The 13,980-nt window shown below is 67.5% G+C and carries 11 protein-coding genes and 1 tRNA gene; 6 read left to right on the top strand and 6 right to left on the bottom strand.

Translation table 11 applies throughout. The features are described from left to right. The first annotated feature begins 31 nt into the window (after positions 1-31). Both GGQ96_RS04585 and GGQ96_RS04580 read left to right on the top strand, forming a co-directional pair. Positions 32-415, top strand: coding sequence for a GtrA family protein (locus GGQ96_RS04585; protein WP_184111898.1), 384 nt, complete (start codon positions 32-34; stop codon positions 413-415). 1 nt (position 416) lies between these two features. Then, the gene (locus tag GGQ96_RS04580; RefSeq protein WP_184111896.1) at positions 417-1,145 is read left to right on the top strand and encodes a class I SAM-dependent methyltransferase; all 729 of its coding nucleotides are present in this window, start codon (positions 417-419) and stop codon (positions 1,143-1,145) included. Here GGQ96_RS04580 and GGQ96_RS04575 read toward each other — a convergent pair. Beyond that, positions 1,050-2,177, bottom strand: coding sequence for a glycosyltransferase family 2 protein (locus GGQ96_RS04575; RefSeq protein WP_184111894.1), 1,128 nt, complete (start codon positions 2,175-2,177; stop codon positions 1,050-1,052). The genes GGQ96_RS04580 and GGQ96_RS04575 overlap by 96 nt on opposite strands. 240 nt (positions 2,178-2,417) lie before the next feature. Here GGQ96_RS04575 and GGQ96_RS04570 point away from each other — a divergent pair, with 240 nt between their 5' ends. After that, the gene (locus GGQ96_RS04570; RefSeq protein ID WP_184111892.1) at positions 2,418-2,786 is read left to right on the top strand and encodes a CsbD family protein; all 369 of its coding nucleotides are present in this window, start codon (positions 2,418-2,420) and stop codon (positions 2,784-2,786) included. A 40-nt stretch (positions 2,787-2,826) separates the two neighbouring features. On the opposite strand, the gene GGQ96_RS04565 is transcribed toward GGQ96_RS04570, so the two are convergent. Further along, the gene (locus GGQ96_RS04565; protein WP_246360030.1) at positions 2,827-5,109 is read right to left on the bottom strand and encodes a TonB-dependent receptor; all 2,283 of its coding nucleotides are present in this window, start codon (positions 5,107-5,109) and stop codon (positions 2,827-2,829) included. Between the two features lie 305 nt (positions 5,110-5,414). Here GGQ96_RS04565 and GGQ96_RS04560 point away from each other — a divergent pair, with 305 nt between their 5' ends. Together GGQ96_RS04560 and GGQ96_RS04555 are read left to right on the top strand one after the other, a co-directional pair. Next, positions 5,415-5,795: a hypothetical protein gene (locus GGQ96_RS04560; protein ID WP_184111891.1), complete on the top strand. Its 381-nt coding sequence runs from the start codon at positions 5,415-5,417 to the stop codon at positions 5,793-5,795. A gap of 178 nt (positions 5,796-5,973) precedes the next feature. Beyond that, the gene (locus GGQ96_RS04555; RefSeq protein WP_184111889.1) at positions 5,974-6,831 is read left to right on the top strand and encodes a serine hydrolase; all 858 of its coding nucleotides are present in this window, start codon (positions 5,974-5,976) and stop codon (positions 6,829-6,831) included. Between the two features lie 90 nt (positions 6,832-6,921). On the opposite strand, the gene GGQ96_RS04550 is transcribed toward GGQ96_RS04555, so the two are convergent. Further along, positions 6,922-9,420 (bottom strand): TonB-dependent receptor domain-containing protein, encoded by a 2,499-nt coding sequence (locus tag GGQ96_RS04550; RefSeq protein ID WP_184111887.1) that lies wholly within the window; start codon positions 9,418-9,420, stop codon positions 6,922-6,924. Between the two features lie 295 nt (positions 9,421-9,715). On the opposite strand from GGQ96_RS04550, the gene GGQ96_RS04545 reads away from it, so the two are divergent. Continuing rightward, on the top strand, positions 9,716-10,870 hold the full coding sequence (locus GGQ96_RS04545) for an acyltransferase family protein (protein ID WP_221239758.1): 1,155 nt from the start codon (positions 9,716-9,718) through the stop codon (positions 10,868-10,870). A gap of 141 nt (positions 10,871-11,011) precedes the next feature. Here GGQ96_RS04545 and GGQ96_RS04540 read toward each other — a convergent pair. The 3 genes from GGQ96_RS04540 to GGQ96_RS04530 all read right to left on the bottom strand — a co-directional run bounded on the left by GGQ96_RS04540 (position 11,012) and on the right by GGQ96_RS04530 (position 13,979). Beyond that, positions 11,012-11,086, bottom strand: a tRNA-Glu gene (locus GGQ96_RS04540). Between the two features lie 50 nt (positions 11,087-11,136). Continuing rightward, positions 11,137-12,510 (bottom strand): class II 3-deoxy-7-phosphoheptulonate synthase, encoded by a 1,374-nt coding sequence (locus GGQ96_RS04535; protein ID WP_184111885.1) that lies wholly within the window; start codon positions 12,508-12,510, stop codon positions 11,137-11,139. Positions 12,511-12,665: 155 nt separating this feature from the next. After that, positions 12,666-13,979, bottom strand: coding sequence for a UDP-glucose dehydrogenase family protein (locus tag GGQ96_RS04530; RefSeq protein ID WP_184111883.1), 1,314 nt, complete (start codon positions 13,977-13,979; stop codon positions 12,666-12,668). Between the last annotated feature and the right edge of the window lies 1 nt (position 13,980).

Genomic DNA, 13,980 nt, shown 5'->3' with positions numbered 1-13,980 from the left:
GTCGCATATCGATCATTGGCGGCGAAGCGGGATGCTGGGACAATTGGTCCGCTTCGGCATCGCGGGCGGTCTGTCGACGCTGATCTATTCGGCGGTCTATCTGCCGCTGACCTATTGGGTGCTGCCCCGCGCCTGGGCGGTGCTGGCGGTGCCGCCCGCCTTCCTGGTCGCGGTGATCTGCGGCTTCTTCCTGCACAGCGGCTGGAGCTTCCGCGGGCATGAGGCGAGCGGGCAGGGCGCGCGGCTTCCCATCAAGTTCCTGGTGGTGCAGAGTTTCGGCTTCGTGCTCAACGCCCTGTTCACCTGGATCGCGACCGCGCTGCTGCACCAGCCGCCCTGGGTCGCGCTGATCCCGGCGGCGACGGTCACGCCGCTCGCCACCTTCGTCCTCAACCGCCAATGGGTATTCGGCTGATATGGATCGCATCGTCTACGACCGCATGGCGGCGCACGACTCCACCCATTGGTGGTACCGGGCACGACGCGACATCCTGGCCGATTATCTCGACCGTTATGCCGACCTGCCCCAGGGCGCGCGCATCCTGGAGATCGGCTGCGGCACCGGCCACAACCTGCCGATGCTCGCCGCCTTCGGCAGCGTCGATGCGATCGAGATCGACCCGGCGGCGCGCGCCATCGCGTCGCAGCGGCTGGGCAAGCCGGTGGGCGCGTCGCCGCTGCCCGGCCTGCCCGATGTGCCGCGCGGCCATTACGACCTGGTCGCGGTGCTCGACGTGGTCGAGCATATCGAGGACGATGTCGCGGCGCTGGCGGGGATGCGGTCGCTGCTGCGCCCCGGCGGCAAGATCCTGATCGCGGTGCCGGCGCACCAATGGATGTGGAGCGCGCACGACGTGGTGAACCATCATCATCGCCGCTACTCCAAGGCGACGCTGAAGGCGGCGATCGCCAAGGCCGGCCTGATGCCGGAGCGGCTGGGCTATTTCAACTCGCTGCTGTTCCCGCTGGCCGCGGCGGCGCGCGTGGCGGGCCGGCTGACCGGGCGCGACGACAGCGACGATTCGCCGCCGCCGCCCGCGGTCAACGCGTTATTCGAGCGGATCTTCCGGCTGGAGCGGCATCTGGTCGGCCGGGTGCCGATGGGCCCCGGCGTCTCGATCGTCACGCTGGCGAAGCCCGCCTGACGGAAGCGCGGCGGGCGCGGTGGCGGGGTCGGCTTGGAAGCCGAGCGTCGCCCGGCCGCGCACCGGTCCGGCGACATCGGCGACCAGATAGAGCGGCCGGCGCTTCGATTCGATGTACAGCCGCCCCAGATATTCGCCGATCATGCCCAACACGAACATCTGGGCCGCGCCGATCACGACATTGACCAGCATGGTCGAGGTCCAGCCCGCCACCGCGCTGCCCGACAGCCAGCCGATCGCGATATAGACGATCAGCAACAGCGACACGCCGGTCAGCGCCAATCCCAGATGGCTGGCCCAGCGCAACGGCGCGGTGGAGAAGCCGGTCACCGCGTCGAACGCCAGCCGGATCATCTTGGCGAGGGGATAGTTGGTCTCGCCGGCATGACGCTCGGCCCGGTCATAGGCGAAGGGCACCTGGCGGAAGCCGACCCAGGCGACCATGCCGCGGATGAAACGCGCCTGTTCGGGCAGCGACAGCAAGGCGTCGAGCGCACGGCGGCTCATCAGCCGGAAATCGCCGGTGTCGACGGGGATCGCGGTGTCGGTGACGCGGTCGAGCACGCGGTAGAAGGCGGCGGCGGTCGCCTTCTTGAACAGGGTCTCGCCCTCGCGCCGGCGACGCACGGCATAGACGACATCGGCGGCCTGCGCGTGCATCGTCGCGCGCATCTCGCCCAGCAGTTCGGGCGGATCCTGCAGATCGGCGTCGATGATCAGGATCTCCGCGCCCGAACACAGGTCGAGCCCGGCGGTCAGCGCCAGCTGGTGACCATGGTTGCGCGACAGGTTGATCGCGACCAGATGTGGGTCGCCCGCGCTCAGCCGCTGCATCACCGACCAGCTGTCATCGCGCGAGCCGTCATTGATCAGCACGATCTCGTAATCCTCGCCCACCACCGCGCGCGCGGCGGCGGAGACGCGGGCGTGCAGCACGTCCAGGCAGGCGGCTTCGTTGTAGCAAGGAATGACGATCGAGAGCGTGGGGGCGACGGTAGGGGAGAGCGTGGGGGTCGGGGCGCGCGGATGCATGATGCGCCGCTTGTAACCGGCCATCCCGGCCGCGTCATCGGCTTTCGCCGCCGACCGGCGGGCGGCGCCGGCCGGTATACCGGATGCGATCGGTGGGAACAGGCGGCGCGATCGGCGGTTCTACGTCCGGACCGGTCGTTTGATATAGATGAGGAATGGCGGGCAGCGTGCCCGGACGGCGGTGGCGATCGCCCCACGCCGGCACCATGGCCGCCCATTCGCGAAACGAAAGGCTCTGTCATGAACAAGCATGAGGTTCGTGGTTCGATCGGCTATTACAAGGGCAAGATCGAGAAGGCGGCCGGCGACATGTTCGATCGGCGCGACTGGCAGGTCGGCGGCGTGATCGATCAGGTCGCGGGCACCGGCGAGCATGTCTATGGACGCGCCGGCGCGCTGGCGCAGGAGGTGCGCAAGGCCGCGCCGCCCGCCGTCGAAATGGGCCGGGCGCGGCTGATCGACGCGACCGGCCGGTTCGCGGCATTGGCGCGCGCGAATGGCGAACGGGCACGGGCAGTGGTGGCGCGCCAGCCGGCGATCGCCTGGTCGGTGGTGGCGGCGCTCGCCGGCTATGCGCTGGCCTGGACGATCCACGGTCGCCGTGCCTGATCCCCACCAGATATGGGGCGGCCGTTCGCCGCCCCACCCCCTAAAATCGTCCTTCGAAGCTCAGCCCCAGGATGCGCGGCTGTGACACCGTGCCGCGCACCCGGTTGTCGAAGTCGGTGAAGAAGCTGGTCGGCACCTGCCGGTCGAAGAGATTGCTGGCGATCAGATAGGCGCCGACATGCTCGCCGCGCCAGCCGATCTTGGCATTGACCAGCGTCAGCGGGCGGATGTCGCGGATCGTCTGACCGACGATCGTCTGGAAGAACGCGCCGCGATAGGTCGCGTTGACATTGGCGAACAGGCCGGACCTGTCCTGCCACGTCGCCCCGGCCGAGCCGGTCCAGCGCGGCGCATTGGCGAACTCGCTGCCGACCGCCGAGGCCGACGCCTCTCCGAACGGCACGGTGAAGTCGAGGAACTTCGACCGGGCATGGCCGATGCCGGCATAGAGATCGAGCGTCCGCGTCGGCCGTCCGCGCACTTCCGCCTCGAAGCCGTAGAGCCGGGACCTGCCGGCATTGACGACCTGCGTGTCGAAGACCGAGCCGGGGGTCAGGCGCACCGCCACCTGCTGGTCCCGCCAGTCGATATAATAGGCGTTGGCATTGACGCTCAGCCGGCCGCCCAGCCAGTCGGAACGCAGCGCCAGTTCGTAGTTCCAAATATATTCCGGCGCATAGGTGAAGGCCTGGCCCCGGAACTGGTTGATGCCGGCGCCGCCCGCGCGATAGCCGCGCTGCACCGTCGCGCTCAGCCCCACATTGTCGGCGGCGTCCCAGGTCAGGCCCAGCTTGGGCAGCCAGGCGTCATAGGTGACGCCGCGGACCGGCTGGCTGCTGGTCGCGCCCGCGGCGGTCGCCAGCAGCAGCGCATTGAGTCGGGTGACCACGGGGGCCAGCGCGGGAATCGGCAGCCGCGCCGGATCGGGCAGGGTGCCATTCAGCGTGACGCTCTGGCTCGCGCCGCGACGCTGACGCTCATTGTCGTAGCGGAGGCCCGCGCGCAGCGTCAGCCGGTCGAACAGCGGGAAGGTCAGGTCGGTGAAGCCGGCCAGATTGCGCGTCAGGCGCGGCTGGGTCAGCGTGTTGCGGATCGGGACGACGCCGCCATAAAGGCCGAGCACGGCATCCACCATCGGCTGGTTCAGGCCTAGCGCCAGCAACTGGCGATCGACGCCCAGCCGCGTCAGGTTCATCGCCTGGGTCGCCTGGAACAGATAGCCGCGATTGTCCTCGCGCAGATAATAGGCGCCGACCAGCCCCTGGACCCAGGGCAGGTCGATGCCCAGGCGAAGTTCCTGCTGCACCGTCTTCGCAGGATCGCTGACCCGGCTGCGCTGGCCGGGCGTGGCGTTGCGATCCGGATCGGCGACGAAATCCGCGCGCACGTTCGAAACGTTGGTGATCGAGGTCAGGTCGAAGCCATGCCCCAGGCGATACTGCGCCTCCAGCGTGGCGATGTCGCTGACGGTGCGGGTGTCGGTCGCGACATCCTCGGTGACGATCCGGTCGGTCGGCGCATAGGGGGCATCGAACTCATAGGCATAGACGCCGCGCCGGTGGCGATCATGCTGATAGGTGGCGATCACGCGCAGACCGGGCAGCGCATCCGGCGTGGCCAGCAGCTTGGCGCGTAGCGTCTCCGACTGGCGCGGATCGGCGTCGCGGTGCAGGGTGGTGTTGGTGACCAGGCCGTCGCTGCGCGCGATCTCGCCCGCCAGGCGGAAGGCGAGCTGTTCGTCGACCAGCGGGCCGCCGATCGCGGCTCCGGCGCGGCGCTGGCCGTCGGGCCCGGTCAGCATCACCCGGGCCTTCGCGCTCCAGTCGTACCCGGGATCGGCGGTGCGGATCACCACCGCGCCGGCCAGTGCGTTGCGCCCCTGCACGGTCGATTGCGGGCCCCGGAACACCTCGACGCGCGCGATGTCGTACAGGTCGAGCGGCCCGGTGTTGAGCGCCGCGCGCGGCAGCACCGCGCCATCGACATAGACGCTGGCGAGCGCCCCGTCCCCCGCACCCGAGACGTTGAAGGCGTCGATGCCGCGGATGGTGAAGCTGGTCCGATCCGCGCCGACCGAAACATTGGGGGTGCGCTGGAGCACGTCATAGACGTCGAGCAGATTCTGGTCGGCGATCGTCTCGGCGGTGGTGACGGCGACGCTGGCGGGCGTGTCGCGCAGCGTGCGATGGCCCTTCTCGCCGAGCACTACGATCGCGTTGTCGGCAGCCTCCCCGGCATCGCTGTCCGGCGTCGACACCTGTGCCGCGGCTGGGATCGCGACGGAACAAAGCAGCACGGCCAGAGCCGATCGGAACGGCAGCATTGGAACCCCCTTTTGGTCGAGCGGCGCAATAATCTGGATTAAAATGATAGTCAATCGCATTAGCATAAAAGGATCGCAGGGACGGTCCTTCCTCCGTCCCGCCACTGATCGTGCCTTGTTCAAAGCCAGCGGGCGCACCCAGGCCGCCTCAACGGGACGCCACCGTGGCCCCGACCGGCAGGTCCGCCATGCCGCCAAGGGAAAAGCCATGGGCGTTAACATCGATCACCTTGATATCCCGTTCCTTTTTGGGCCGAGCCTCGTTGAGCGGTCCAGCCGACACTGGCTGGCAAAAGGATGAAGCGATGGCCGTGAAATTCGCTGGAACCATGAACGCGATCAACCGGGGGCTGGAGGGCGCCAAGCCGAGCAAGGGCGCCGACATGGTGGAGGATTGGGAAGCCGCCCTCGCCGATCTCGATACGCCGGGCGCCAAGGGCATCCTTCGCGACCTCGCCTCGCTGCGCAAGCAGCTGGAGAAGAGCGAGCCGGACGCCGACCGAGTCCATGCGCTGCTCCACCGCCTGGGCGCGGCGACGACCAAGATCGCCGACAAGGCCGACAAGTCGCAGGACAAGCTGAAGGCGCTGGGCGAAGCGCTGACCGAGGCCGGCGAGGAACAGCCGGATGAGGAAGAGGATGCCGAGGCCGCGGCCGCCCCGAAGCGGGCGCGCAAGAAGGCCTGACCGGGCGGGGCGGGGGGAGCGTTCCTCCGCCCCGATGGCATCGGCGGTGCGATTCACCGCATCCGCGCATCAAAACGCTTGAACCCGCATCGACAAGGTCGTCAGATGAGACTCGTCGTGCTGCCGCCTTCCGGACGGCGCCGGCGCCGTCTTGGATGTCCCTGTTCGAGGAAGGTCGATGCGTCTCCCCCTGCTGCCCCGCCTGCTTCTGGCCGGCATTGCGGCCAGCGTCATGGTCCCGGCCCCGGTGGCCGCGAATGTGTTCGAGCTGTCCGATCTCCAGCGCGAGATCCAGGCGCTGATGGCGCAGCGCACCGGCGACTATGGCATCGCCGCGGTGGATCTGAGCGACGGCTCGACGGCCGTGGTCAATGGCCACATTGCCTATCCGATGGCCAGCACGGTGAAGCTCGCCATCGCCGCCGCCTATCTGACCGAGGTCGATCGCGGCCGGCGCAGCTTGAGCGAAATGATCGCCGGACGACCCGCCGCCAAGGTGATGGAGGCGATGATCGTCCATAGCGACAATCTGGCCGCCGATCAGCTCTTCGCCACGCTGGGCGGTCCGGCAGCGGTGCAGCAATGGCTATGGTCGCAGAAGATCATCGGCATGCGGGTCGACCGCACCATCGCCCAACTGCTGCGCGAGCGCGGCCATCTCGCCGACAGCAAGGACGTCGCCACGCCGGTCGCCATGGTCCAGTTGTTGAAGGCGCTCGACAGCGACACCGTGCTGGCACCGCAGAGCCGGTCGTTCCTGCTCGGCCTGATGAGCCAGTGCCGGACCGGCACCCGCCGCATCCGCGCGCTTCTGCCCGCCGGCACGATGGTGGAGGACAAGACGGGCACGCTTGACGGCATCACCAACGATGTCGGCTTCATCACCATGCCCGACGGCCGCCGCGTGGCGATCGCGGTGTTCGCGCGCGGCGGCCGCGACCGCCAGCCGATGATCGCGCAACTGTCCCGGATGATCTACGACCGCTTCACCGCCAGCGTCCGCAACGCGGTGGCGGCGTTCATGCGGCTGCAATAGCCCGATCGCGCCGCCAAGGCCCGCTTCCGCCGCCCCGGCAAGCGGCGGAACGGGTGGACCCACTCGATGGTCGGTCCACCCTGCCCCTGGTCAGAAGTCGAAGCGCACTGAGGCGGCGATCGTCCGGCCGTTGATCGAGCGGGCGCGCACGATCTGGTTGGACGGGATGGCGGCATCCTCCGCCTCGGTGATGCCCTTCACGTTGAAGATGTTGTTGGCGTTGACGTTGAAGCTGACATTGTCCGCCGCGCGCACCAGCACGAAGCCGTTGACCTGCGTATAGGCGGGCATCTTCAGCTGGTTGACCGGCTGGGTATAGCTGGAGGTGGTGCCGATCACATTGGCGCCGAAGCTGATGGCACCGAAGTCGAACTGCGGCGTCGCCTGGTAGACGAAGGCGGCCTGTCGCTGCGGACGATTGCCGTCGAGCGTGGGGTCGGTGGCGTCGCGCGTGATCTTCGCATCGGTATAAGTGCCGGCGGCGGTCAGCGAGAAGGGCCCGGCGCGGAACCGGGCCTCCAACTCGACGCCGGTGGCTTCGTAACGGCGGCTGGTGAACTGCTGTTGCGACAGCAGGTAGTTGGTTTCCTGCGTCCGGGCGTTGAACACGGTCGCGTAGAGGCCAATCGGGCCGGACGAATATTTCAGACCGCCCTCGGCCTGGCGAACGAAGTCATAGGGCTTGGAGCCGTTGACCAGCCCGCCGGTCTGCAGGTTGATGGTCGGGCCGAATAGCAGACGATCGGCGTTGACGCGCCCGCCCCGGCTGTAGCGCGCGAAGGCGGCCAGCTGATTGCTCAACCGGTAGTTCGCGCCGGCCGAATAGGACAGGTAGCTATAGTCATAGTCGATGCCGGTGCGGTTGGCGGGCAGGAAGGCGACGGTCCGCTCGGCCGGCGAGATCACGCCATCGCCGTTCATGTCCTGCGCCCGCGTCGTCACCGCGCCGGGCAGGTCGCCGGCGATGCTGCCCTTGGCCGAGCCGAAGTCGTAGCGCACGCTGCCGTCGACGTTCAGACGGCCGATCTCGAAGCCGAGCTGCGCGAAGGGCGCATTGGTCGTGTAGCGCATGTCATAGCTGCGGCGGCAGCAATTGCCGAAGAAGGTCGCCGAATAGAGCGTTCCCCCGGCGGTCTGTGAAACGCCCGCGGCGTTGCGGATGTCGACCAGCACCGACCGGCCGTCGCCCTGCACGCTCTGGAAGAAGGAGGTCCACAGCCAGTCGGTCTTCACGTCCTGACGCGAATTGTAGAGGCCGGCCGCGATCGTCAGCGCGCCGCCGCCCAGATCGACCTTGCCGTTGACGCGCAGGTCGTTGGTGATGTTGTTCAGGCTTTTCAGGTCGACGTCGAACAGCACGACGCTGGCGAGCAGGCCGTTGCCGCCGAGCGTGCCGGGATTGACGATCCGCTGGCCGGTGAGCGGGCCGCTGGCATAATAGAGCTGCGCGCCCGCGCCGGCGAAGCCGTTGGCGGTGGTTTGCGCATCGCCGACGGCGGCGGGGAAGGGCGAGACGAAATCGCCGGAAATGTCCGAATAGCGGAACCGCTCGGTCACGGTCCAGCGATCGGCGATCTCATACTGGCCTTCGAACCCGACCGACTTGACCACCGGGTGCATCCCGTCGCCGATGTTGCGGCGGACCGGGTCGTTGTCGCCATCCAGGGTCAGGACCGAGCGGATATAGCGGCTGTGCAGCGTGTCCTCGTTGATCGAGAAGCCAGGGATGTTGGTGTAGGTCGGGTCGCCGTTGCTGCCGGTCACGCGCACCGGATTGGGCAGGTACGCGATGCTGCGATCGTCGAGATACTTGCCGTAGACGCGGACATAGCCGCGGTCGAATTCGCGGGTGATGTTGGCCTTGATCTGCCCGCCGCGCATCGCGTCATAGCCGACGTCGCGCGGGCCATCGCCCAGGCGATAGAAGCCGCTGAGCTCATAGCGCGTCCGGGCATCGATCTTGCCGCCATAGGCGAAGTCGGCGCGATACTCCCGGTAGTCGAGGCCCGAGGAGAGCTGGAACGACCCGCCTTCCTGCTCGCCGGTCTTGGAAATGAAGTTGATGATGCCGCCCGGCGAATTGCTGGCGAAGGTCGAGGCCGAGCCGCCGCGCACCGATTCGATGCGGGCCAGCGACAGGTCGTTGCGGATGAAGATGTCGGCATTGCCGAAGATGATGTCGCCGAATTCCAGCACCGGCAGGCCGTCCTCCTGCAATTGCAGGAACTTCGATCCGCCGGACGCGACCGGCAGGCCGCGCACCGAGATATTGGCGTTGCCCTCGCCGCCCGAGGCCTCGACGCGGACGCCGGGCAGGTTGCGAAGGATCTCGGCGGTGTTGCGCGGCGGAATCTTGGCGGTTAGGTCGGCATCGAGCGAGCTGACCGATACCGAGGTGTCGAGCCGGTTACGGCCCTGGGCAACGCCGGTGACGACGATGTCCTGCGATTCGGCCGGATCGGCGGCGGGCTGCGCGGCGGCGGCGTCGCTCGCCTGGGCGTCGGCCGGCGGCGTCGCCGTCTGGGCATGGACGGCGCCCGCGATCAGCAATGCGGGGATCGAAGCGAGCAGACGAAAACGCAGCGACATCACAACCTCTCCTGAACGGAACCTCTTCGGGCTTGAGATACGGTGTACGCGATCAGCAAACGATTGCAACTGCTTTTCTGCAATCGTTTGTACAACTCGTGCGTCGGTCCGGCGCCGGTCGGCTAACCGGGCCGTGAGCGACCAAGCCATTGCGATGAAGGGTTTTGCTGTGAGTCGAATCGTCGCGATCGGGGCATGATCCACGGCCATGCGCCTTGTCGGTCGCCCGGACGTCATGGCACGGTTGTCGGCGAACAACCCGCGCCGTTCGAGTGGACGCGGGAAAGGGAGTGGCGTGATCTCATCTTCAGCGGCGACATCGACGACGGCGATCGCACCAGGCAAGCGTCATTTCGAAATCCTGGACGGGCTGCGGGGCGTGGCCGCGCTGATGGTGGTCATATTCCACGTGTTCGAAGCCTATTCGGAGGCGGACCCGACCAGGCAGATCATCAACCACGGCTATCTGGCGGTGGATTTCTTCTTCCTCTTGTCCGGCTTCGTGATCGCCTACGCCTATGACGACCGCTGGCCGGCCATGGGCCAGTGGGCATTCTACAAGCGACGGCTGATCCGGCTGCAACCCATGGTGGTGCTGGGCAGCCTGTTCGGCGGCGCGCTCTACTATTGCCAGGCGGGCGGGCTGTTTCCCCGCATCGCCGAGACGCCGCTGTGGCAGATGCTGCTGGTGATGGCGCTCGGCTGTACGCTGCTGCCCCTGCCCAAGCCGTTCGACATCCGCGGATGGGACGAGCTCCATCCACTGAACGGTCCGGCCTGGTCGCTCTTCTACGAATATATCGCCAATATCGCCTATGCGCTGGTGCTTCGCCGACTCTCGCGATCGGTGCTCGCGGTGTTGCCGGTGCTGGCGGCGGCGCTGCTGCTCGAGGTCGCGCTGCTCGGCGACCGACGCGACCTGATCGGCGGCTGGTCGCTGGACGCGTCCGGCATCCATATCGGGCTTGCGCGCCTGTGCTACCCGTTCCTGGCCGGCATGTTGCTGATGCGATCTGGCCGGCGGCTGCGCGTCCGGCACGGTTTCGCCCTATGCAGCCTGTTGCTCGTCCTGGCGCTGGCGCTGCCGCGCATGGGCGATACGCCGCACCATTGGAGCAATGGCCTGTACGATGCGGCCTGCGTCCTGCTGCTCTTTCCCATCATCGTCGCGATCGGCGCGGGGCAGGAGCCGGTTGAGGGACGGAGCGTACGCGTGGCCAAGTTTTTCGGCGACCTGTCCTTTCCCCTGTACATCACCCATTATCCGCTGATCTACCTTTACACGGCCTGGGTGGTCGACCGGAAGGTGCCGCCCCATATCGGCGCGCCGGTGGGTGCGATGCTGGTGATCGTCGCCGTTGGGATCGCCTATGCCAGCCTGAAACTGTACGACGAACCCGTCCGCCGTTGGCTGGCGGGGCGGTTCCTCCGCCGATCGGGCACGGCGTGACGTCAGGCCGCGTCCAGGCCGGGGCGAACTGGCGTCCTCGCCCGGGCGCGCGCGTGGCGCCGCGAGACGGTCGCGATCCGGGCTGCGCGATGGATGTGGAAGGCTGCTGCTTGCCGACCGCTCCGCGACGTATCGCTGGAATGGTGACCCCTACGAGAATCGAACTCGTGTTTTCGCCGTGAGAGGGCGACGTCCTAACCGCTAGACGAAGGGGCCGTGTGCAGTGGAGGCGCGCAATTAGCCTTACGCCTCCACCGCGTCAAGCATCATGCAGCGGCTTTTTTGCGTTCGGCCATTTCCTCGTTCAGCATCTCGGCCAGCAGGAAGGCCAGCTCCAGGCTCTGTCCGGCATTCAGGCGCGGGTCGCAATGCGTGTGGTAGCGGTCGGCGAGCGACTGTTCGGTCACGTCGATCGCGCCGCCGGTGCATTCGGTGACGTTCTGCCCGGTCATCTCGGCATGGATGCCGCCGGCATGGGTTCCCTCCGCACGGTGGACCGCGAAGAAGCCGCGCACCTCAGCCAGGATGCGCTCGAACGGCCGGGTCTTGTAGCCGGTCGTGGCCTTCACCGTGTTGCCGTGCATCGGGTCGCAGCTCCACACCACCGGATGGCCCTCGCGCGTCACGGCGCGGACCAGGCGGGGCAGGGCGCTTTCGATCTTGTCATAGCCGTAGCGGGTGATCAGCGTCATCCGTCCCGGCACCCGGCCCGGATTGAGCGTGTCGAGCATCCGCAGCAGCGCGTCCGGCTCCAGGCTTGGGCCGCATTTGACGCCGATCGGATTGCCGATGCCGCGCAGGAACTCGACATGCGCCGAACCCTCGAAGCGGGTACGGTCGCCGATCCACAGGAAATGCGCCGAGGTGTCGTACCAGTCGCCGGTCAGCGAATCGCGCCGGGTCAGCGCCTGCTCAAAGGGCAGCAGCAGCGCTTCGTGGCTGGTGTAGAAATCGGTCTGGGCGAGCTGTGGCACCGTCTCCGGATCAATGCCGCAGGCGGCCATGAATTCCAGCGCCTCGCCGATGCGGTTCGCCGCCTCGGTATATTTCTGCGCCCAAGGGCTGCGGCCCATGAAGTCGAGCGTCCAGCGATGCACCTGGTGGAGATTGGCATAGCCTCCTTGCGCAAAGGCGCGCAGCAGGTTGAGCGTCGCCGCCGACTGCGCATAGGCGCGGATCAGCCGCTGCGGATCGGGCTGGCGCGATTCCGGCGTGAAGGCGATGTCGTTGATGTTGTCGCCGCGGTAGCTGGGCAACTCGACGCCGCCGATCGTCTCGGTCGGGGCGGAGCGCGGCTTGGCGAACTGGCCGGCCATGCGACCCAGTTTGATGACCGGCAGCTTCGACGCCCAGGTCAGCACCACCGCCATCTGGAGGAGGACGCGGAAGGTGTCGCGGATGTTGTTGGCGCTATGCTCGGCGAAGCTCTCGGCGCAGTCGCCACCCTGGAGCAGGAAGCCGCGTCCCGCCGCCACCTCGCCCAGATGCTGGGTCAGCGCGCGCGCCTCGCCCGCGAAGACCAGCGGCGGATAGGTCGCCAGCGTGTCGGTCGCCGCGGTCAGCGCGGCGGGATCGGGGTAGTCGGGCATCTGGCGCGCATCGGCGGCGGTCCAGCTGTCGGGGGCCCAATTGGCGGCCATGATCGTCCTCGGATGCTGTGATCCGCAGGGCCATGCGCCATGGTGGCGGCCGGTGCAAATCTTTTGCGGGCGTACCAGCCGCCGGGATGATGGTTTGTGACCCCTATGCCACGAAGAACGTAACGATCGTTACGTCTTGGTGAAACAATCGATCGTCAGCGACCGATCGCGGCATAGGTGAAGCCCGACCCCTCGACATCCGTCCGACGATAGATGTTGCGCAGGTCGATCAGGACCGGGCGGGCCAGGACGTCTTTCAGCCGCTTCAGGTCGAGCGCGCGATAGGCATCCCATTCGGTCACGATCACCACCGCATCGGCGCCGCGCGCCGCCTCATAGGGATCGGTGACATAGTCGAGATCGGGCATGATCCGGCGGGCGGCGTCCATCCCCTCGGGATCGTGCGCGCGCACCGTGACGCCGGCATCCGCCAGCGCCTGGGCGATGGCGATGGCGGGGGCGTCGCGCATGTCGTCGGTATTGGGCTTGAAGGTCAGGCCGAGCAGCGCGACGGTCTTGCCGCGCACTTCGCCGTCGCCGTCCTGTTCCAGCGCGTGCAGCACCTTGCGGCCCATCTTGCGCTTGCGGGCGTCGTTCACCTTCACCACCGCGTCGACGATCTGGATCGGGCTTTCGAAATCCTCGGCGGTCTTGAGCAGCGCCAGCGTGTCCTTGGGAAAGCAGGATCCGCCATAGCCGGGGCCGGCATGGAGGAACTTGCGGCCGATGCGATTGTCCAGGCCGATGCCGCGCGACACGTCCTGCACGTCGGCGCCCACCGCCTCGCACAGGTCGGCGATTTCGTTGATGAAGGTGATCTTGGTCGCCAGGAAGGCATTGGCGGCATATTTGATCAGTTCGGACGTACGCCGGCCGGTGAACAGGATCGGCGACTCGTTCAGGTAGAGCGGGCGATAGATCGCCCGCATCACCGCGCGCGCGCGTTCGTCGTCGGTGCCGATGACGATCCGGTCGGGCCGCTTGAAGTCGCCGATCGCCGCGCCCTCGCGCAGGAATTCGGGATTGGAGACGACCGCCACGTCCATGTCCGGCCGCTCCTCGCGCAGGATCCGCTCGACCTCGTCGCCGGTGCCGACGGGCACGGTCGACTTGGTGACGACGACGGTCGGGCCAGTCACGGCGGCCGCGATCTCGCGCGTCGCGCCATAGACATAGGACAGGTCAGCATGGCCGTCGCCGCGCCGCGAGGGCGTGCCGACCGCGATGAACACCGCATCCGCGCCGGCGACGGCGGCGGCGAGGTCGGTGGTGAAGGTCAGCCGACCGGCCTGGACATTGGCGGCGACGAGCTGGTCGAGTCCCGGCTCGTAGATCGGCATCCGGCCGTCGTTGAGCGCGTCGATCTTCGCCTGATCCTTGTCGACGCAGCAGACGTCATGGCCGAAATCCGACAGGCAGGCGCCCGACACCAGGCCGACATAGCCGGAGCCGATCATCGTGATACGCATC

The sequence above is a fragment of the Sphingomonas abaci genome (assembly GCF_014199625.1).
Lineage (GTDB): Bacteria > Pseudomonadota > Alphaproteobacteria > Sphingomonadales > Sphingomonadaceae > Sphingomonas > Sphingomonas abaci.
Note: the sequence above shows the minus strand (reverse complement) of the source record. Positions and strands in the feature narration are given on the sequence as shown.

Bases quoted from the DNA above. Each gene is read 5' to 3' on its own strand.
- GGQ96_RS04550 (WP_184111887.1), bottom strand. From the start codon at position 9,420: ATGTCGCTGCGTTTTCGTCTGCTCGCTTCGATCCCCGCATTGCTGATC.
- GGQ96_RS04575 (WP_184111894.1), bottom strand. From the start codon at position 2,177: ATGCATCCGCGCGCCCCGACCCCCACGCTCTCCCCTACCGTCGCCCCC.
- GGQ96_RS04570 (WP_184111892.1), top strand. From the start codon at position 2,418: ATGAACAAGCATGAGGTTCGTGGTTCGATCGGCTATTACAAGGGCAAG.
- GGQ96_RS04535 (WP_184111885.1), bottom strand. From the start codon at position 12,510: ATGGCCGCCAATTGGGCCCCCGACAGCTGGACCGCCGCCGATGCGCGC.
- GGQ96_RS04565 (WP_246360030.1), bottom strand. From the start codon at position 5,109: ATGCTGCCGTTCCGATCGGCTCTGGCCGTGCTGCTTTGTTCCGTCGCG.
- GGQ96_RS04560 (WP_184111891.1), top strand. From the start codon at position 5,415: ATGGCCGTGAAATTCGCTGGAACCATGAACGCGATCAACCGGGGGCTG.
- GGQ96_RS04580 (WP_184111896.1), top strand. From the start codon at position 417: ATGGATCGCATCGTCTACGACCGCATGGCGGCGCACGACTCCACCCAT.
- GGQ96_RS04585 (WP_184111898.1), top strand. From the start codon at position 32: ATGCTGGGACAATTGGTCCGCTTCGGCATCGCGGGCGGTCTGTCGACG.
- GGQ96_RS04530 (WP_184111883.1), bottom strand. From the start codon at position 13,979: ATGCGTATCACGATGATCGGCTCCGGCTATGTCGGCCTGGTGTCGGGC.
- GGQ96_RS04555 (WP_184111889.1), top strand. From the start codon at position 5,974: ATGCGTCTCCCCCTGCTGCCCCGCCTGCTTCTGGCCGGCATTGCGGCC.